Source organism: Variovorax stachyos (genome assembly GCF_051400855.1).
Lineage (GTDB): Bacteria > Pseudomonadota > Gammaproteobacteria > Burkholderiales > Burkholderiaceae_C > Variovorax.
The window spans coordinates 283,347-303,074 of record NZ_JBLFFN010000002.1; the positions used below are offsets into that span (position 1 = coordinate 283,347).

The 19,728-nt window shown below is 66.7% G+C and carries 15 protein-coding genes and 1 tRNA gene; 10 read left to right on the forward strand and 6 right to left on the reverse strand.

What is annotated here, in order from left to right; all coding sequences use genetic code 11:
• The first annotated feature begins 12 nt into the window (after window positions 1-12).
• Entirely contained in the window at window positions 13-1,230 is a 1,218-nt protein-coding gene (locus tag ACMGEZ_RS04610) for a branched-chain amino acid ABC transporter substrate-binding protein (RefSeq protein ID WP_436821072.1), read from the forward strand.
• Between the two features lie 45 nt (window positions 1,231-1,275).
• On the opposite strand, the gene ACMGEZ_RS04615 is transcribed toward ACMGEZ_RS04610, so the two are convergent.
• The 4 genes from ACMGEZ_RS04615 to ACMGEZ_RS04630 form a co-directional block, all read right to left on the reverse strand.
• On the reverse strand, window positions 1,276-1,656 hold the full coding sequence (locus tag ACMGEZ_RS04615) for a response regulator (protein ID WP_436821073.1): 381 nt from the start codon (window positions 1,654-1,656) through the stop codon (window positions 1,276-1,278).
• A gap of 176 nt (window positions 1,657-1,832) precedes the next feature.
• A tRNA-Ser gene (locus ACMGEZ_RS04620) sits at window positions 1,833-1,923 on the reverse strand.
• A 36-nt stretch (window positions 1,924-1,959) separates the two neighbouring features.
• A complete protein-coding gene (locus ACMGEZ_RS04625) occupies window positions 1,960-2,889 on the reverse strand; it encodes an SPFH domain-containing protein (protein ID WP_436821074.1) in 930 nt (309 codons plus the stop codon).
• 35 nt (window positions 2,890-2,924) lie between these two features.
• Window positions 2,925-3,350: an NfeD family protein gene (locus tag ACMGEZ_RS04630; RefSeq protein WP_436821075.1), complete on the reverse strand. Its 426-nt coding sequence runs from the start codon at window positions 3,348-3,350 to the stop codon at window positions 2,925-2,927.
• 116 nt (window positions 3,351-3,466) lie between these two features.
• Here ACMGEZ_RS04630 and ACMGEZ_RS04635 point away from each other — a divergent pair, with 116 nt between their 5' ends.
• Complete coding sequence (locus ACMGEZ_RS04635) at window positions 3,467-5,761, forward strand: Orn/Lys/Arg family decarboxylase (RefSeq protein WP_436821076.1); 2,295 nt, start codon at window positions 3,467-3,469, stop codon at window positions 5,759-5,761.
• A gap of 51 nt (window positions 5,762-5,812) precedes the next feature.
• On the opposite strand, the gene ACMGEZ_RS04640 is transcribed toward ACMGEZ_RS04635, so the two are convergent.
• Both ACMGEZ_RS04640 and fabI read right to left on the reverse strand, forming a co-directional pair.
• Window positions 5,813-6,667 carry a DNA ligase gene (locus tag ACMGEZ_RS04640; RefSeq protein WP_436821077.1) on the reverse strand — a complete coding sequence of 285 codons (855 nt, stop codon included), beginning with the start codon at window positions 6,665-6,667 and terminating at the stop codon, window positions 5,813-5,815.
• Window positions 6,668-6,742: 75 nt separating this feature from the next.
• Window positions 6,743-7,525: an enoyl-ACP reductase FabI gene (gene fabI, locus ACMGEZ_RS04645; RefSeq protein WP_436821078.1), complete on the reverse strand. Its 783-nt coding sequence runs from the start codon at window positions 7,523-7,525 to the stop codon at window positions 6,743-6,745.
• A gap of 37 nt (window positions 7,526-7,562) precedes the next feature.
• Here fabI and ACMGEZ_RS04650 point away from each other — a divergent pair, with 37 nt between their 5' ends.
• The 8 genes from ACMGEZ_RS04650 to infB all read left to right on the forward strand — a co-directional run bounded on the left by ACMGEZ_RS04650 (window position 7,563) and on the right by infB (window position 19,651).
• The gene (locus ACMGEZ_RS04650; RefSeq protein WP_436821079.1) at window positions 7,563-9,359 is read left to right on the forward strand and encodes an extracellular solute-binding protein; all 1,797 of its coding nucleotides are present in this window, start codon (window positions 7,563-7,565) and stop codon (window positions 9,357-9,359) included.
• Window positions 9,360-9,371: 12 nt separating this feature from the next.
• Window positions 9,372-10,406 (forward strand): microcin C ABC transporter permease YejB, encoded by a 1,035-nt coding sequence (locus ACMGEZ_RS04655; RefSeq protein ID WP_436821080.1) that lies wholly within the window; start codon window positions 9,372-9,374, stop codon window positions 10,404-10,406.
• A gap of 13 nt (window positions 10,407-10,419) precedes the next feature.
• A complete protein-coding gene (locus ACMGEZ_RS04660; RefSeq protein WP_436821366.1) occupies window positions 10,420-11,508 on the forward strand; it encodes an ABC transporter permease in 1,089 nt (362 codons plus the stop codon).
• Window positions 11,509-11,590: 82 nt separating this feature from the next.
• A complete protein-coding gene (locus ACMGEZ_RS04665) occupies window positions 11,591-13,201 on the forward strand; it encodes an ABC transporter ATP-binding protein (protein ID WP_436821081.1) in 1,611 nt (536 codons plus the stop codon).
• A gap of 23 nt (window positions 13,202-13,224) precedes the next feature.
• Window positions 13,225-14,430, forward strand: coding sequence for a YbfB/YjiJ family MFS transporter (locus tag ACMGEZ_RS04670; protein WP_436821082.1), 1,206 nt, complete (start codon window positions 13,225-13,227; stop codon window positions 14,428-14,430).
• A 152-nt stretch (window positions 14,431-14,582) separates the two neighbouring features.
• Complete coding sequence (gene rimP, locus ACMGEZ_RS04675) at window positions 14,583-15,206, forward strand: ribosome maturation factor RimP (protein WP_436821367.1); 624 nt, start codon at window positions 14,583-14,585, stop codon at window positions 15,204-15,206.
• Between the two features lie 17 nt (window positions 15,207-15,223).
• Entirely contained in the window at window positions 15,224-16,708 is a 1,485-nt protein-coding gene (gene nusA / locus ACMGEZ_RS04680; protein ID WP_436821083.1) for a transcription termination factor NusA, read from the forward strand.
• A 24-nt stretch (window positions 16,709-16,732) separates the two neighbouring features.
• A complete protein-coding gene (gene infB, locus ACMGEZ_RS04685) occupies window positions 16,733-19,651 on the forward strand; it encodes a translation initiation factor IF-2 (RefSeq protein WP_436821084.1) in 2,919 nt (972 codons plus the stop codon).
• Window positions 19,652-19,728 lie beyond the last annotated feature (77 nt).

Here is a 19,728-nt window from a genome sequence, read left to right on the forward strand (position 1 = left end):
TGGAGGTTCCTCATGCAATTGAAATGGACTGCAGTCACGCTGGCGGCACTCACGCTCGTGGCTTGTGGCAAGAAGGAAGAAGCAGCGGCTCCGGCGACTGCGCCGGCACCCACCGCGGCAGCGCCTGCACCCGCGGCTCCTCCGGCCGATGCATTGGTGGTCAAGATCGGTCACGTTGCCCCGACCAGTGGCGCGATCGCCCACCTCGGCAAGGACAACGAATTCGGCGCCCGGATGGCCATCGAGGACCTGAATGCCAAGGGCCTTAAGATCGGCGACAAGGTCGCCAAGTTCGAGCTGCTGGCCGAGGACGACGCCGCCGATCCGAAGCAGGGCACCGCGGTCGCCCAGAAGCTGGTGGACAGCAAGGTCAACGGCATCGTCGGCCACCTGAACTCGGGCACCACCATCCCGGCTTCCAAGCTCTACAGCGACGCAGGCATCCCGCAGATCTCGCCTTCGGCGACCAACCCCAAGTACACCCGCCAGGGCTTCAAGACGACCTTCCGCGTGGTGGCTGACGACACGCAGCTCGGCGGCACGCTGGGCAAGTACGCGGTCGAAACGCTCAAGGGCAAGAACATCGCCGTGATCGACGACCGCACGGCCTATGGCCAGGGCGTCGCCGAAGAGTTCGAGAAGGCCGTCAAGGCCGCCGGCGGCACGATCGTCGGGCACGAGTTCACCACCGACAAGTCGACCGACTTCAACGCCATCCTGACCAAGCTCAAGGGCGCCAAGCCCGACGTGCTGTTCTTCGGCGGCATGGACGCCGTCGGCGGCCCGATGCTCAAGCAGGTCAAGCAGCTCGGCATGAACGTCAAGTTCATGGGCGGCGACGGCCTGTGCACCGGCGAGCTGGCCAAGCTGGCCGGCGATGCGATCGGCGAAGAAATGGTGGTCTGCGCGGAAGCGGGCGGCGTCGAAGGCGACTTCAAGCAGCCGCTGGAAGACTTCAAGACCAAGTTCAAGGCCAAGAACGGCGTCGATGTGCAGATCTACGCCCCGTACGTGTACGACGCGGTCAACGTGCTGGCAGAGTCGATGGTGAAGGCAGGTTCTGCCGATCCCGAGAAGTACCTGCCCGAGCTCGGCAAGATCCAGTACAAGGGCGTGACCGGCCCGATCGCCTTCGACGAGAAGGGCGACATCAAGAACGGCGCGCTGACGATCTACACCTACAAGGGTGGCGCCCGTACGCAGATCGCCGTGGTGCGCGGCGCGAGCTGAGGCAAGCCGCTTCATCTGCAAAAAAAGGGCCCTCAGGGGCCCTTTTTACATGGTGCTGCGGCTGGCGTCGTTGCAGTAGTCGAAGAAGGCTTCGAGCTCCCTCGACTTGTCGAAAACGGCGTCTGCGCCCAATGCCGTGCAGCGTGCCCGGATGTCGGCATTGACGTAGTTGCTCAGGACCACCGCGCGCTGGCTCGCGCTGCGCTGCCTGCAGGTTCTCAGCACGCCGAGGCCCGAGCCCTGCTTGAGGAATACGTCGACCACCACCAGCTGCCACTCGCCGGCGTGGGAGGCCAGCCACGTGGCCGCTTCGTTTTCGCTGTCGGCATAGCCGACGACCTGTGCGCCGACCAGGTCCTCGAGAGCAGGAATCAGGTTGTCGCGGATCGTCTTGTTGTCTTCGACAAGGAAGGTGGAGAGCGTCATACGCTTTCTAGCCTTTGAAACCGAAAGCCTAACGCGGTGCAGCATTCGCGGTCCCATCCAACCGGCCCGCGGTCACGTAGGATAAGTCGCACGAAAATGAGGCAGCCGGGGCGATTGAAGTCCTATCGGCCCGTATCAGCAGAAAGCCCGCTTTCGCGGGCTTTCTGACTATCGAGTGGCGGAGCAGGCGGGATTCGAACCCGCGGAGGGCTATTAACCCTCACACGCTTTCCAGGCGTGCGACTTAAACCACTCATCCACCGCTCCGAAGCCCGCGATTGTAGCAGCGGGGATGCGGCCTTCTCAGGCGGTACTCGACGTCTTCCCCGCCTGCACCATGCGCATTGCCGAGGCGATGAGCGCGGCGGTTTCGGTCATGTTGCTGGGGACGATCAGGGTGGTGCTGGCGTCGGCCGCGACCTTGCCGTAGGCATCGACCGCGCGCTCCGCCACCTTGAGCTGCACGGCCTGCTCCCCGCCCGGCTGGCGGATGGCGGCGGCCACGCGCTCGATGGCGCCGGCCGTGGCCTCCGCCACCGCCGTGATGGCCGCGGCCTCGCCCTGGGCATTGTTGATCTGGGCCTGCTTCTCGCCCTCGGAGCGGGCGATGAAGGCCTCGCGCTCACCGGTGGCGATGTTGATCTGCTCCTGGCGGCGGCCTTCCGAGGCCGCGATCAGCGCGCGCTTCTCGCGCTCGGCCGTGATCTGGCGCTGCATCGCCTGCAGGATCTCCTTCGGCGGCGTCAGGTCCTTGATCTCGTAGCGCAGCACCTTCACCCCCCAATTCAGCGCCGCCTCGTCGATGGCGGCCACGACCTGCGCGTTGATGATGTCGCGCTCCTCGAAGGTCTTGTCGAGCTCGAGCTTGCCGATCACGCTGCGCAGCGAGGTCTGCGCCAGTTGCGTCACGGCCACGATGTAGTTCGACGAGCCGTAGCTCGCGCGCATCGGATCGGTGACCTGGAAGTAGAGGATGCCGTCGACCTGCAGCTGCGTGTTGTCGCGGGTGATGCAGATCTGGCTCGGCACATCCAGCGGGATCTCCTTCAGGCTGTGCTTGTAGGCCACCTTGTCGATGAAGGGGATCAGGAAGTTGGGGCCGGGCGTCATCGTGTTGTGGTACTTGCCCAGGCGCTCGCGCACCCAGGCGTTCTGCTGCGGCACGAACTTGATGGACTGGCTGATGACGATGATCGCGATGACCAGCAGGACCAGGGGGACGGTGAATTCCATGAAGATGCTTCCTCGTTGTGCTTGTTGCTTGGGTATCAGATCTTGTCGACGATCAGTCGGCTGCCGACGACTTCGACCACCCGGTGCTCGCCGGGGGCCGGCGCGGCGCCGGGGCGGGGCACCACGGTCCATTGCGCCCCGCGGTAGCGCACGGTGGCAGTGCCGTCGGGGTTCCAGGCGTCGACAAAGATGCTCTCGCCGATGTCCAGGTTGATGTCGCGATTGGCGGCGGCCGGCGGCTCGGCCGGGCGCTTGCGGCGAATCGCGTGCCAGACGAGCATCGCGCCGACGCCGACGACCGCTGCCACGACCAACTGGGTGCCCAGCCCTGCGCCAGCATGCGCCGAGACGGCCGCGGCCGCGAAACCCGCACTCAACAGCAGCAGATAGACGGTGCCGGACAGCAGTTCCAGCACGATGGCTCCCCCCGCAATCAGCCACCAGACGGTGGAACTCGCCATGTCACGACTCCTCTCTAAGTGAAGGCACGACATTCTGTGTCAAAAGGGCGGCGATTCCTTCATCTGAATTCCGTACACTTCGCGCCTGTTTGCTTGTCCCCGCCCCCGGAGCCCCCATGAAATTCCGCTTTCCCATCGTCATCATCGACGAGGACTTCCGCTCCGAGAACACCTCGGGACTCAGTATTCGCGCCCTGGCGCAGGCCTTCGAGAGCGAGGGCTTCGAGGTGCTGGGCGTCACCAGCTACGGCGACCTGAGCCAGTTCGCCCAGCAGCAGAGCCGCGCCAGCGCCTTCATCCTGTCGATCGACGACGAGGAGTTCACCCCCGGCCCCGATCTGGACCCGGCGGTATTGAACCTGCGCAACTTCATCGAAGAGGTGCGGCGCAAGAACGCCGACGTGCCGATCTACATCTACGGCGAGACGAAGACCTCACGCCATCTGCCGAACGACATCCTGCGTGAGCTTCACGGCTTCATTCACATGTTCGAGGACACGCCGGAATTCGTGGCGCGCCACATCATCCGGGAAGCCAAGTCCTACCTCGAAGGGGTGCAGCCGCCGTTCTTCAAGGCGCTGATCGATTACGCGGAAGATGGCTCCTATTCCTGGCACTGTCCCGGCCATTCGGGAGGCGTTGCCTTCCTGAAGAGCCCGGTCGGCCAGATGTTCCACCAGTTCTTCGGCGAGAACATGCTGCGCGCCGACGTCTGCAACGCGGTGGAGGAACTGGGCCAGCTGCTCGACCACACCGGCCCGGTGGCGGCCAGCGAGCGCAACGCGGCGCGCATCTTCAACGCCGACCACTGCTTCTTCGTGACCAACGGCACCAGCACCAGCAACAAGATGGTGTGGCACCACACCGTGGCGCCCGACGACGTGGTGGTGGTGGACCGCAACTGCCACAAGTCGGTGCTGCACGCGATCATCATGACCGGCGCCATTCCCGTCTTCATGAAGCCGACGCGCAACCACTTCGGCATCATCGGCCCGATCCCGCAGAGCGAGTTCACGCCGGCGGCCATCAAGGACAAGATCCGCGCCAACCCGCTGCTCTCGCATGTCGATGCCGACAAGGTCAAGCCGCGGGTCATGACGCTCACCCAGTCCACCTACGACGGCGTGATCTATAACACCGAGACCATCAAGGGCATGCTCGACGGCTACGTCGACACGTTGCACTTCGACGAGGCCTGGCTGCCGCACGCGGCTTTCCACCCCTTCTACGGCGCCTACCACGCGATGGGAAAGCGGCGCATCCGGCCCAAGGAGTCGCTGGTGTTCGCGACCCAGTCCACCCACAAGCTGCTGGCCGGCATCAGCCAGGCCAGCCATGTGCTGGTGCAGGACTCGCAGAACCGCGCACTCGACCGCGACCTCTTCAACGAGGCCTACCTGATGCACTCGTCGACCAGCCCGCAGTACGCGATCATCGCCAGCTGCGACGTGGCCGCCGCGATGATGGAACCGCCCGGTGGCACCGCGCTGGTGGAAGAGAGCATCCTCGAGGCGCTGGACTTCCGCCGCGCGATGCGCAAGGTGGAGCAGGAGTTCGGCAAGGACGAATGGTGGTTCAAGGTGTGGGGCCCCGAGAAGCTGGTGGAGGAAGGCATCGGGCGCGCCAGCGACTGGATCATGCAGGGCGAGTCGCGCAGCGGCCCCAACGCCAGGAACGGCGCACGCAACTGGCACGGCTTCGGCAAGCTCGCCGACGGCTTCAACATGCTGGACCCTATCAAGTCGACCATCGTGACGCCGGGCCTGGACCTGAACGGCAAGTTCGCTCCCACCGGCATTCCGGCCAGCATCGTCACCAAGTTCCTGGCCGAGCACGGCGTGATCGTCGAGAAGACGGGGCTCTACAGCTTCTTCATCATGTTCACCATCGGCATCACGAAGGGCCGCTGGAACACGCTGCTCACGGCGCTGCAGCAGTTCAAGGACGACTACGCGCGCAACCAGCCGATGTGGCGCATCCTGCCGGAGTTCTGCCAGAGCCACCCGGGCTACGAGCGCCTGGGGCTGCGCGACCTTTGCCAGCATGTCCATGAGCTCTATGCGCGCCACGACGTGGCACGGCTCACGACCGAGATGTACCTGAGCGACCTCGAGCCGGCGATGAAGCCCAGCGACGCCTACGCCCACATCGCGCACCGCAAGACCGAGCGGGTGGAGATCGACCAGCTCGAGGGCCGCATCACCACCAGCCTGATCACGCCGTACCCGCCGGGCATTCCGCTGCTGATCCCTGGCGAGGTCTTCAACAAGAAGATCGTCGACTACCTCAAGTTCGCGCGCGCGTTCAACAGCGAGTGCCCGGGCTTCGAGACCGATATCCACGGCCTGGTGGCCCGGTTCGACGAGACGGGCAAGAAGCGCTACTACGCGGACTGCGTGCGCGTGAGCTGAGCGGCGCAGCCGGCGCATCCGATGCCGGCGCGGTTCCCGGGAAAGGCCGCGCTAGGAAGAGGACGCGAGGTCGCCGCGCACCCGCAGGAAGCGCGCGAACCTCGGCAGGCCGCCGGCGTTCGTGCCGTTGTAGCGATAGCTGACCCAGCTTCCCACGGCCGGAGGATGGTCGCGCTGCGCGTCGCTGAAGCCGCCGCCCAGCTTGAAGCGCCGGCCTTCGGGCGTTTCGACCAGCAGCGCGCCCATGCGCCCGGCGTGCCGGCCGCGACCCGGTACATGTGCGAGCACCCGGGCGTCGGCGTCCTCGTAGGGCTTGACCTTGAGCAGGTCGGCCGAGCGTTCCGCGCGGTAGAGGGATGCACCCCGATGCAGCATCAGGCCTTCGCCGCCCATGCGCATCGTCTTGTCGAGCAGCGCCTGCAGTTCCTCGTGCGTGCCAGCCCGCGCCTGGGGCACCGGCATGACCCAGGGCGCGTCCTTCAGCGGCAGGAGCTTGCGCAGCGCGGCCAGCCGTGCCGTGAAGTCGCCGGGCTGGGCCGGCAGGTCGAAGACCATGAAGCGGATGTTCCGCCATGCCGGCTCGTTCGGCACCTGGTCCCGCACCGTGGACACCGTCTCTGCGAAGCGTCCTCGGCCTGCCCACAGTTCGCCGTCCATCGGCACCGCCGGCAGCGCTGCGGTGAACCAGGCGGGAGCGGCCACGCGCTCGCCGCCGCGCGTCCAGAGTTGTGTGCCGTCCCAGTAGCCGCGCATTCCGTCGTACTTCTCGCTGACCCAGTAGTCCGCCAGTGGCATGCCGCGGCGATAGACATCGGCCAGCATGAGCTTCGACGCGGCTGCATGCGCCGGCGCGAAGGGCGCCAGCGCAAGCGCCGGGCCGAGAAGCAGTAGCTTTCGACGATCCATGTGTTGTTCCCTGAGAGATCTTCTTGTCTTGATGCAGGCCGGCCCGCCGCCGGCAGATGGCTACGAGCGGCGCGGCTATTCGGCGATGCCGCCCACCACCTGGCTGAAGCCGCCGTCGACGTAGGTGATCTCGGCGGTCACGCCGCTGGCCAGGTCGCTCAGCAGGAAGGCGGCGACGTTGCCCACTTCCTCGATGGTGACGTTGCGGCGGATCGGCGAGACCTCGGCCACCACCGAGAGGATCTTGCCGAAGCCCTTGATGCCGCTGGCCGCCAGCGTCTTGATCGGTCCGGCACTGATGCCGTTGACGCGCATGCCCTTGGGACCCAGCGACTCGGCCAGGTAGCGCACCGAGGCCTCCAGCGAGGCCTTGGCGAGCCCCATGGTGTTGTAGTTGGGCAGCACGCGCACCGAGCCCAGGTACGTGAGCGTGAGCAGGGCCGACTTGTCGTTGAGGTAGGGCAGGGCCGCCTTGGCCATGGCCGGGAAGCTGTAGGCGCTGATGTCATGCGCCACCTTGAAACCCTCGCGCGACAGGCCCTCGAGGAAATCGCCGGCGATCGCCTCGCGCGGCGCGAAGCCGATGCTGTGCACGAAGCCGTCGAACTTGGGCCAGGTCTGCGACAGGTCGGTGAACAGTTTGGCGATCTGGGCGTCGTCGCCGACGTCGCAGTCGAACACCAGCTTGGAGCCGAAATCGGCGGCGAACTCCGTGATGCGGTCCTTGAAGCGCTCGCCCACGTAGCTGAATGCGAGTTCCGCCCCTTGCTCGTGGCAGGCCTTGGCGATGCCGTAGGCGATGGAGCGGTTGCTCAGCACACCGGTGATCAGGAATTTTTTGCCGGAAAGAAAGCCCATGAAGCGACCTCGTGAAAATCTTGGGCAGAATTCTCGCATGCGAGGTTGGCTGCTCTTGGTGTTGGCGCTCTCGGCTGCCCCCTCGTGGGCCGCCCATGCGTATGCGCAGTTCGGAGACATCAAGTATCCGCCGGGCTTCACGCACTTCGAGTACGTGAACCCCGACGCGCCCAAGGGTGGCGAGATGCGGATGGTGCCTCCGATTGCCGTCACCAACTTCGACAAGTTCAACCCGTTCACCCTCAAAGGCACCCCGCCCGCCGGCCTGGGGCAACTGGTGTTCGAGAGCCTGCTCATCGGCAACGACGAGGAGCCCACCACGGCCTACGGCCTGCTGGCCGAGGATGTGGAAGTGGCGCCGGACAGGCGCTCGGCGACCTTCAGGATCCGGCCCGAGGCGCGCTTCAACGACGGCACGCCCGTGCTTGCGGCCGATGTGGTCTATTCGTTCGAGACCTTGACCGGCAAGCTGGCCGCGCCGCAGTTCAAGACCATCTATGCCGAAGTGAAGGGCGTGAAGGCGCTGGATGAGCGCACCGTGCGCTTCGATTTTGCGAGCGGGAACCGGGAGCTCCCGCTGGTGGTCGGCGGCATGGCCGTCTTCAGCCGCGCATGGGGAGGCGGCAAGCCTTTCGACCAGATCAATGCCGAGCTGCCCATCGCGTCCGGACCCTACCAGCCGGCGAGCGCGCGCTTGGGACGCGACATTACCTATGTGCGCGATCCCAAGTACTGGGGCAAGAATCTCGCGGTGCGAAGGGGCCAGCTCAACTTCGATCGCGTCACCTACAAGCTCTACCTCGACGAAACGGCGCGCTTCGAAGGACTGAAGGCGGGCGAGTTCGACTTCATGCGCGAGTTCATCTCGCGCAACTGGGCACGCCAGTACTACGGCAAGCCATTCGAGACCGGCGAGCTCAAGAAGCAGGCTTTCGAGAACCGCAACCCCGGCGACTTCCAGGGCTACATCTTCAATCTGCGAAAGCCGAAGTTCCAGGACATCCGGGTGCGTCAGGCATTGGGCCTGACCATGGATTTCCAGTGGCTCAACCGGCAGATGTTCTATGGCCTGTACAAGCGGGCCGTGGGTTACTTTCCCAACAGCGACTTCCATGCAGAAGGCTTGCCTGGCCCGGAAGAGCTGGCGCTGCTCGAGCCGCTGCGCAAGCAGCTTCGGCCGGAGGTCTTCGGCCCGGCGCCGGTGCCGCCCAGCACCGATCCGCCTTCCAGCTTGCGCGAAAACCTGCGCAAGGCGCGCGCCTTGCTGGCCGAGGCCGGCTGGACCTATCGCGACGGCGCGCTGCGCAACGCCAAGGGCGAGGCGATGACCATCGAGTACCTGAACGCGCAGCCATCGGGCAACCGGCTGGTGCTGCCCATGCAGGCCGCGATGCGCAAGCTGGGCATCGAGTTCACCATCCGCAACGTGGACGGCTCGCTCTACCAGCAGCGCATGGACGAATTCGACTTCGAATTCAGCAGCCTGCGCAAGCCCGGCACCACGGCACCGGGAGGTGAGCTGTTCGACTATTTCGGCTCCAAGGCGGCCGACACATCGGGCTCTGCAAACATCTGGGGCATCCGCGATCCGGCGGTCGATGCGTTGCTGCAGAAGGTGGTGGAAGCCACCACGAGGCCTGAACTGTCCGCGGCCATGCGCGCGCTCGACCGGGTGCTCTCCCACGGCTACTACTCGATCCCCCAATGGACGAGCAACAGCTTCCTGGTCGGGTATCGGCCAGGGCGGTTCGTGCTGCCCAAAATGCTGCCGCCGTACTACGACGCCGGCACCTGGGCCGTGTCGACCTGGTGGGCTTCGCCCTCGAACAAGTAGAGCACCCCCTCCATGGCCAGCTACATCCTCAAACGCCTGCTGCTGATGGTGCCGACGCTGCTGGGGGTGCTGATCGTGACCTTCGGCGTGATCCAGTTCGTGCCGGGCGGCCCCGTGGAGCAGATGGTGTCGCAACTGCAGGGCCGCGACGCCGGCGGCGAGCGGGCTGCGACCGGCGGCGCGGGCTACCGCGGCCGCCAGGGGCTGGACCCCCGGCGCGTCGAGGAGATCAAGCAGCTCTACGGCTTCGACAAGCCACCGCTGGAACGCTTCTGGCAAATGCTCAAGGGCTATGCGCGCTTCGACCTGGGGAACAGCTTCTACCAGCGCAAGGCCGTGTGGGAGCTGGTGAAGGAGAAGCTGCCGGTTTCGATCAGCCTGGGCCTGTGGACCTTCTTCATCAGCTACCTGATCGCTGTGCCGCTGGGCGTTGCCAAGGCTGTACGCGCAGGCTCGCGCTTCGACTTCATCACGACGCTGATCGTCCTGATCGGCTATGCCATCCCCGGCTTCGTTCTCGGCGTCGCGCTGCTCGTCATCTTCGGCGGCCAGCTGCAGTGGTTTCCGCTGCGGGGGCTGACCTCGTCCAACTGGGAAAGCATGACCTGGGGCGCCCGCATCGTCGACTACCTCTGGCACATCACGCTGCCGGTCACGGCCATGGTGCTCGGCAGCTTCGCCGTGACAGCCATGCTGACCAAGAACTCCTTCCTCGAGGAGATCCGCAAGCAGTACGTCCTGACCGCGCGCGCCAAGGGCCTGAGCGACCGCCGGGTGCTCTGGAAGCATGTCTTTCGCAACGCCCTGATCCCCATCATCACGGGCTTTCCCGCGGCCTTCATCGGCGCCTTCTTCACAGGCTCGCTGCTCATCGAAACCCTGTTCTCGCTCGACGGACTCGGTCTCCTGAGCTACGAAAGCGTCATCCGGCGCGACTATCCCGTGGTGCTGGGCACGCTCTATCTCTTCACGCTGATCGGACTGGTGACCAAGCTGATCAGCGACCTTTGTTACGTGTGGGTGGATCCGCGTGTCAAGTTCGATTGAGTCGCCCATCGGCATCGGTCGCTCGGAGCCTGCCGTCGGGCAGGCGGCGGCGTCGGCCGGGCGGGCCGGAACGACCGTCAGCCTCAGCCCCGCCCGCCGTGCCTGGCTGCGCTTCAAGCGCAACAAGCTCGGTTTCTGGAGCCTCATGATCTTCAGCGTCCTGGTGGTGCTGAGCCTGTTCGCCGAGGTGCTCTCCACCGACCGCCCGCTGATCGTCCGATACGAGGGGCAGACCTACTTTCCGGTGCTGCGCGACTACTCCGAGAAGACCTTCGGCGGAGACTTCGAGACACCTGCCGACTATCTCGACCCATTCATTCGTGAGCGCATCGCTGGTGGAGCCAACTGGGCGCTCTACGCGCCCAACCCGTATGGCCCGCGCACGCTCAACTACTTTGCCAAGGCGCCGAATCCGGCAGCGCCCTCCGGCGAAAACTTCTTCGGTACCGACGACCGCGGCCGCGACCTGCTCGCGCAACTGATCTACGGCTTTCGCGTGAGCGTGCTGTTCGCGCTGGCGCTCACCGTGATCGGCGTGGTGCTGGGCATCGTCACCGGAGCGGTCCAGGGGTACTTCGGCGGCAAGACCGACCTTGCCTTCCAGCGCTTCATCGAGATCTGGGGCTCCATGCCCGAGCTGTACCTGCTGATCATCTTCAGCGCCATCTTCGCGCCCAGCGTGGCGCTCCTGCTGATTCTCCTGAGCCTGTTCGGCTGGATGGGCCTCTCGGACTATGTGCGCGCGGAGTTCCTGCGCAATCGCCAGATGGACTATGTGCGCGCCGCGCGTGCGCTCGGGGTCGGCAATCTGCAGATCATGTGGCGCCATATCCTGCCCAACAGCATGACGCCGGTCGTGACCTTCCTGCCGTTTCGGATGAGCGCAGCAATCCTGGCGCTGACCTCGCTCGATTTCCTCGGCCTGGGCGTGCCGCCGGGCACCCCTTCGCTTGGCGAGCTGCTGAGCCAGGGCAAGGCCAACATCGATGCCTGGTGGATCTCGATCTCAACCTTCGCCGTGCTTGTCGTGACGCTGATGCTCCTGACGTTCATGGGCGACGCGCTGCGCGATGCGCTCGATCCGCGGAAGGCCGATCAATGAGCGCCGCGCCGGGCCGCCCCAAGCAAGCTCGCGCGCCCTCCGGGGGCAGCGATGACACGAAGTGCAGAGCGTGGGGGAGCCTATGAACGCCTTGCTCGAAGTCCGGGGCTTGCGCGTCGCCTTTGGCGGCAAGGAGGTCGTCCATGGCATCGACTTCGGCATCGCACCCGGCGAGAAGCTGGCCCTGGTGGGCGAATCGGGCTCCGGCAAGACCGTCACCGCGCTGAGCCTGCTTCGGCTGGCCCTCAACGCCGAGGTCTCCGGCAGCGCGCGCCTGGCGGCGACCGGGGAGGGGGCCGGCCCGCGCGATCTGCTGTCCCTGCCCGAGCGCCAGCTGCGCGCCGTCCGCGGCAAGGAGATCGCGATGATTTTCCAGGAGCCGATGACAGCGCTGAACGCGCTTTACACCGTGGGCGACCAGATCGCCGAAGTCCTGGAACTGCACGAGGCGCTACCCAGGCGTGCGGCGCAGGAGGCGGCGGTCCAGCTCCTGGCCGACACCGGCATCCTGGAGCCGGCCCGCCGTGCACGGGCCTTTCCGCACCAGCTTTCGGGCGGCCAGCGCCAGCGCGCCATGATCGCGATGGCCCTGGCCTGCAAGCCGCGCCTGCTGCTGGCCGACGAGCCCACCACGGCGCTCGATGTGACGGTGCGGGCGCAGATCCTGGACCTGCTGGCCGAACTGCAGGACAAGCACCGGATGGCCGTGCTGATGATCACGCACGACCTCAACATGGTCCGCCGTTTTGCCGACCGGGTGGCGGTGATGGAGGACGGCAACATCGTCGAGCAGGGCGCCGTGGCCGATGTGTTCGGCGCCCCGCAGCATGCCTACACCCGCAAGCTGATCGACAGCCGGCCTGCCCGCAATGTGCCGCCCGTGCCTCCCCAGCAGGAGCCACCGGTGCTGCAGGCGCAGGGCCTGCGGGTGAGCTACCCGGTCTCGCGCCCCGGCTTCGCCGGCTGGTTCCGCAAGGGTGAGTTCGTGGCAGTGCAAGGCGCCGATTTCCGTATCGGGCAGGGCGAGACCCTCGGTGTGGTGGGCGAGTCGGGCTCGGGCAAGTCGACCTTGGCGCTGGCCGCCCTGGGCCTGCTCAAGCATGGTGGCAGCCTCGGGGTCGGGGGCCAGCACTGGAACACCGGCCGGGCGAACGATCGCGCACTGCGCCGGCAGATGCAAGTCGTGTTTCAGGACCCGTTCTCCTCGCTCTCACCGCGGATGACGGTGGAGCAGATCGTCGGCGAAGGCCTGACGGTGCATGCGCCCGGGCTCGACACCGCCGCCCGCCGCGTACGCGCGCTCGAGGCCTTGGCCGATGTGGGCCTGACCGAGGCCCAGTTCCCATCGCTCCTGGATCGCTATCCTCACGAGTTCTCCGGCGGCCAGCGCCAGCGCCTGGCCATTGCGCGGGCGCTGATCGTCGATCCGCGGCTCCTGGTACTCGACGAGCCCACCAGTGCGCTCGACGTCACCATTCAGAAGCAAGTGCTGGGCCTTTTGCAGCGCCTGCAGCGCGAGCGCGGCCTGAGCTACCTGCTCATCACGCACGATGTCGAGGTGATCCGGGCCATGGCGCACCAGGTCATCGTGATGAAGGACGGCGCGATCCTCGAATCCGGCGCCGCCCTGCGCGTCCTCGATGCGCCGGAGCATCCCTACACGCAGAAGCTGGTGGCTGCGGCCGTTGGCTGATTCAAAGAATCCGGAACCTATCGATGTCGACAATCGGAAGCGACCAGCGCGGTGCCTGGCGGGCCGCGCTGGCCTGCATGGTGGCCCTGGCGGTGGCGATGGGGCTGGGGCGATTCGCCTTCACGCCCATGCTGCCGATCATGCTGCACGAGGGCAAGCTGGGGCTGGAAGCGGGCGGGCTGCTGGCCTCGCTCAACTACCTGGGCTATTTCCTGGGCGCGCTGTCCTGTGCGGCGATCCGGATCGAGGCTGCCACCATGGTGCGCGGCGGGCTGGTCGCCACTGCGGCGCTGCTGCTCGGGATGGGGCTCTGGGACGGCTTCACCGCCTGGGGCGTGCTGCGCACGGCGGCCGGAGTCGTGAGCGCCTGGACCTTCGTCTTCGCGTCGGGCTGGGGTCTCAGGCGCCTGGCCGAGACCCACGCGCCGACCCTGCAGGGAGTGATCTACACCGGCCCGGGCATCGGCATCGCCATCACGGGGCTGCTGGGCGGCGCGATCGGACGCTGGGGTTCGGAGGCCGGCTGGATCGGCTTCGGGCTGCTGTCGGCGGTGCTGATCGCCGGGGTCTGGCGCATCTTCGGCGACGGTGCCCACGCCCTGGCCCCCGCGCCGGCTGCAGGCTCTGCCGCCGCAGAGCAGGCCGACTCCGCCGCCGCCCGCTTCGATGCGCGGTGGCTGGTCGCGCTCTACGGCCTCGCCGGCTTCGGCTACATCATCACGGCCACCTTCTTGCCCGTGATCGCGCGCCAGGCGCTTCCGGGTTCGTCCTGGCCCGACTTCTTCTGGCCGCTGTTCGGCCTGGCGGTGGTGCCGGGCGCCCTGATCGGGGCGCGCGCGCCGGTCCAGTGGGACAACCGGCTGCTGCTGGCCGTCGCCTACGGGCTGCAGGCGCTCGGCGTGCTGCTGTCCGTGGCCTGGCCCAGCATCGCCGGCTTCATGCTGGGCAGCCTGCTGCTGGGCCTGCCGTTCACGGCAATCACCCTGTTCGCAATGCGGGAGGCCCGCCGTCTGCGGGGGAACGCGGCGGCCGGGCTGATCGGCTACGCGACGGCGTCGTATGGCGTCGGCCAGATCCTCGGGCCACTCTTCGCCGCCCCGCTGGCCCAGCGCACGGGAGCCTTCACCCTGCCGCTGCTGGTAGCTGCTGCCGCACTGGCGCTCGGCGCGCTGCTCTTCGCCTGGGTCTGGTGGCGCGCGAGGCGGTCGGCAGGTGTCTTTGCGGCGTAGAAAGCAGCGCTTCCTGACACGATTGGCATATAATTCGAGGCTCACGACCAAACGGGCGGGTACTTACCGCCCGTTTTTTATTGGTCGAAGCATTTTTCGGGGCGTTGGCGGGCGGCGCACCGAACACACACGCAGAAGGCGCACTCAAGCACGTGGCATTGCAGCAGACAGTGGAACGAACCGTGGCCGGCCTCGGCTACGACCTGGTCGAGATCGAACGCTCGGCGGGAGGACTGCTGCGTGTCACGATTGATTTGCCCTGGAGCGGCCCCAAATCGGAGGCAGCGGCGCCCGGCGCGCCGGACGCCTTCGTCACCGTCGAGGATTGCGAGAAGGTCACCCGCCAGCTGCAGTTCGCGCTCGAAGTGGACGGCATCGACTACAAGCGGCTCGAGGTTTCTTCGCCGGGGATTGACCGGCCGCTGCGCAATGCGCAGGATTTCGAACGTTTCGTCGGCGAGGTGGTCGACATCACGCTGAAGGCGCCCATGGGCGCCGCCGCGGGTGGCCAGGTGGCGGCCAACCGCAAGAAGTTTCGCGGCACGCTGGAGCGGGTCGCAGGGGCCGATGGGTCCCAGGGCTGGCAGATCGTCTGGAGCCAGGAGCCCGAAGGAAAGACGGCGCCGAAGCCCGGCCAGAAGATCAGTACGAAGCGCGCGCCGGCCCCGATGCAGGCGCTGGGCTTCACCCTGGACGAGGTGCGCGAGGCGCGGCTCGCCCCGATCGTGGATTTCAAGGGGCGCAGGCCCAAACCCGACACGACGGTGTCGGACTGAACAAGGAGAGTGGTGGCATGAATCGCGAAATGTTGATGTTGGTGGATGCGATCTCGCGCGAGAAGAACGTCGAACGCGACGTCGTCTTCGGTGCGGTCGAGTCCGCCTTGGCGCAAGCCACCAAGAAGCTCTACCCGGGCGATGTGGACATCCGAGTCGCGGTGGATCGCGACAGCGGCGACTACGAGACCTTCCGCCGCTGGCACGTGGTGCCCGACGAGGCCGGCCTGCAGCTGCCCGACCAGGAAATCCTCCTGTTCGAGGCGAAGGAAGAGATGCCCGACATCGAGGTCGACGAGTACATCGAGGAAGCCGTCGAGTCGGTGCCGATCGGCCGTATCGGCGCGATGGCGGCCAAGCAGGTCATCCTGCAGAAGATCCGCGACGCCGAGCGCGAGATGCTGCTCAACGACTTCATGTCGCGCGGCGAGAAGATCTTCACGGGCACGGTCAAGCGCCTGGACAAGGGCGACATCATCGTCGAGGCGGGCCGCGTCGAAGGGCGCCTGCGCCGCAGCGAGATGATCCCCAAGGAGAACCTGCGCAACGGCGACCGCGTGCGGGCCATGATCATGGAAGTCGACCTGACGCTGCGCGGCGCGCCGATCATCCTGTCGCGCGCGGCGCCCGAGTTCATGATCGAGCTGTTCCGCCAGGAAGTGCCTGAAATCGAGCAAGGCCTGCTCGAGATCAAGAGCTGCGCCCGCGACCCCGGCTCGCGCGCCAAGATCGCCGTGCTCTCGCACGACAAGCGCGTCGACCCGATCGGCACCTGCGTCGGCGTGCGCGGCACGCGCGTCAACGCCGTCACCAACGAGCTCGCCGGCGAGCGCGTGGACATCGTCCTGTGGAGCGAAGACCCGGCCCAGTTCGTGATCGGCGCGCTGGCCCCGGCCAACGTGTCATCGATCGTGGTCGACGAGGAAAAGCACGCCATGGACGTGGTGGTCGACGAGGAGAACCTCGCCATCGCCATCGGCCGCGGCGGCCAGAACGTGCGGCTCGCCTCCGAGCTGACCGGCTGGAAGATCAACATCATGGACGCCAACGAGTCCGCCCAGAAGCAGGCGAGCGAGACCGACGCCAGCCGCAAGCTCTTCATGGAAAAGCTCGACGTCGACGAGGAGATCGCCGACATCCTGATCTCCGAGGGCTTTACCAGCCTGGAGGAGGTGGCCTACGTGCCCATTTCCGAGCTGCTCGAAATCGAGAGCTTCGACGAGGACACGATCAACGAGCTGCGCTCGCGCGCCAAGGATGCGCTGCTCACCATGGAAATCGCCCGGGAAGAGAACGTCGAGAGCGTCTCGCAGGACCTGCGCGACCTCGCGGGCCTCGACCCCGCCCTGATCCCGAAGCTGGCCGAAGCGGGCGTGCACACGCGCGACGACCTGGCCGACCTCGCGGTCGACGAACTCACCGAAATCACCGGCCAGAGCGCCGATGAAGCCAAGAACCTGATCTTGAAGGCCCGCGAACACTGGTTCGCCGGCCAAGAGTGACGGTCATGGAGGCACGAAAGCAATATGTCCAGTACCACTGTCGCCGAGTTCGCGAACGAGCTCAAGAAGACGCCCGAAATCCTGCTTGACCAGCTCAAGAGCGCGGGCGTGCCCAAGGCCGCCGTCACCGACGCGCTCACCGAGGCCGACAAGCAGCGCCTGCTCGGCTTCCTGAAGGCCAGCCACGGCACGGTCGAGCCTGAGCGCAAGAAGATCACGCTGACCAAGAAATCGACCACCGAGATCAAGCAGGCCGACGCCACCGGCCGTGCGCGCACGATCCAGGTCGAAGTGCGCAAGAAGCGCACCTTCATCCAGCGCGATGAGGGACATCCGGCCACGCCCGAGCCAGTGAGGGGGGTTGCCGAGACTGCTGCTCCCTCTGTTGCCGAGCCCGCGGCGCCTCGCGTCGACGAGGCCGAACTCGCGCGCCGCGAGGAAGAGGCGCGCCGCCAGGCCGAGCTGATCCGCCGCCAGGAGGAAGAGCTGGTCGAGAAGCGCCGCCTGCGCGAGGAAGCCGAGGCTCGCGAGCGCGAGAAGGCCGAGCGTGCCGAACAGGCCGAGCAGCAGGCCCGCGCCGCGCGTGCCAAGGCGGCCGCGGAAAAGGCTGCCGCCGCCGTGACCGAAGGCGCCCCCGAAGCGCCCGAGGAAGCCCCGGCCGTGACCGACCGCAAGGCCGCTGCCGAAGCCGCTGCCGCCCAGGTCAAGGAAGACGCCAAGGCCAAGGCGGCCGCCGAATCCAAGGCCCGTGCCGACGAAGAAGCCGCGCGGGCCAAGGACCTCGACGAGCGTCGCCGCAAGGCGCTGGCCGAGGCGGAAGCCATTCGCGCCATGATGAATGCGCCGGCCCGCGTGCTGGTGCCGCACAAGGCGCCCGAGAAGCCTGCACCGGAAGCCAAGGCCGCAGGCGTCAAGGGCACGCTGCACAAGCCGGCCGCACCGGCGGCGCGTCCTGGCGCGCCGGCCGCACCCGGCGCCGCGGCGCCGGGCGCAGGCAAGGAAGTCAAGTCGGCCAAGCTCTCGTCGAGCTGGGCCGGCGACACCGCCAAGAAGAAGGAAATCAAGACCCGCGGCGATGCCAGCGGCGGTGTCGGCCGCGGCAATTGGCGCGGCGGCCCGCGCGGGCGTCGCGGCAATGACCGTGGCGGCCAGGAAGATCGGGTGCAGGCCGCGCCGGTCGAGGCGCGCGTGCTCGAAGTGCACGTGCCCGAGACCATCACGGTGTCCGAGCTGGCGCACAAGATGGCGGTCAAGGCTTCCGAAGTCATCAAGCAATTGATGAAGCTGGGCCAGATGGCGACCATCAACCAGTCGCTGGACCAGGACACCGCGATGATCATCGTGGAGGAAATGGGCCACAGCGCGGTCGTCGCCGCACTGGACGATCCGGAAGCCTTCACCGACGAGGACGTGTCCGGGCAACTGGCCGAGGCGCTGCCGCGCGCGCCGGTCGTGACCGTGATGGGCCACGTCGACCACGGCAAGACCTCGCTGCTGGACTACATCCGCCGCACCAAGGTCGCGGCGGGCGAGGCCGGCGGCATCACGCAGCACATCGGTGCCTACCACGTGCAGACCGAACGCGGCATGGTGTCCTTCCTCGACACGCCGGGCCACGAGGCCTTCACAGCCATGCGCGCCCGCGGCGCGCAGGCCACCGACATCGTGGTCCTGGTGGTGGCAGCGGACGACGGCGTCATGCCCCAGACCAAGGAAGCCATCAGCCACGCCAAGGCCGCCAAGGTGCCGATCGTGGTGGCGATCAACAAGATCGACAAGCCCGATGCCAACCTCGACCGCGTCAAGCAAGAGCTGGTGGCCGAGCAAGTGGTGCCTGAGGAATACGGCGGCGACACCCCCTTCGTGTCGGTGTCCGCCAAGACCGGCCAGGGCGTGGACGACCTGCTCGAGCAGGTGCTGCTGCAGGCCGAGGTGCTGGAGCTCAAGGCGCCGGTCGATGCGGCCGCCAAGGGCCTGGTGATCGAAGCGCAGCTGGACAAGGGCCGCGGCCCGGTCGCGACCGTGCTGGTGCAATCCGGCACGCTCAAGATCGGCGACGTGGTGCTGGCCGGCTCGACCTACGGCCGCGTGCGCGCCATGCTGGACGAGGACGGCAAGCCCACCAAGGAAGCCGGTCCCTCCATCCCGGTGGAAATCCAGGGCCTGACCGAAGTGCCGCAGGCCGGCGACGAGTTCATGGTGATGAGCGACGAGCGCCGCGCGCGCGAGATCGCGACCTATCGCGCGGGCAAGTTCCGCAACACGAAGCTGGCGAAGCAGCAGGCCGCCAAGTTCGAGAACGTGTTCTCGGAGATGGGCGCCGGCGAGGTCAAGACGCTGCCGATCATCATCAAGGCCGACGTCCAGGGCTCGCAGGAAGCGCTCGCGCAGTCGCTGCTCAAGCTCTCGACCGACGAGGTCAAGGTGCAGGTGGTGTACGCGGCGGTGGGCGGCATCAGCGAGTCGGACATCAACCTCGCGATCGCCTCCAAGGCCACGGTCATCGGCTTCAACGTGCGCGCCGACGCGGGCGCGCGTCGTCTGGCCGAGGGCAACAACGTCAGCATCAGCTACTACAGCATCATCTACGACGCCGTGGACGAGCTGAAGACGGCCATGGCCGGCATGCTGGCGCCCGAGCGGCGCGAAGAGGTCATCGGCTCGGCCGAGATCCGCACCGTGTTCGTGGCGTCCAAGATCGGCACGGTCGCCGGCTGCTACGTCACCTCGGGCTACGTCACCCGCAGCGCGCATTTCCGCCTGCTGCGCGACAACGTGGTCGTCTACACCGGCGAGCTCGAGTCGCTCAAGCGGATGAAGGACGACGTGCGCGAGGTGCGCGAAGGCTTCGAGTGCGGTATCAAGCTCAAGAACTACAACGACATCAAGGAAGGTGATCAGCTCGAGTTCTTCGAGATCAAAGAGATCGCGCGTACGTTGTGAGCGCGCCGCGATATCGGGCTCATTGCCGCGTTGCAGCCGTCTTGCCGTACCAAGGTACTGTCTGCGACGGCGCGCCT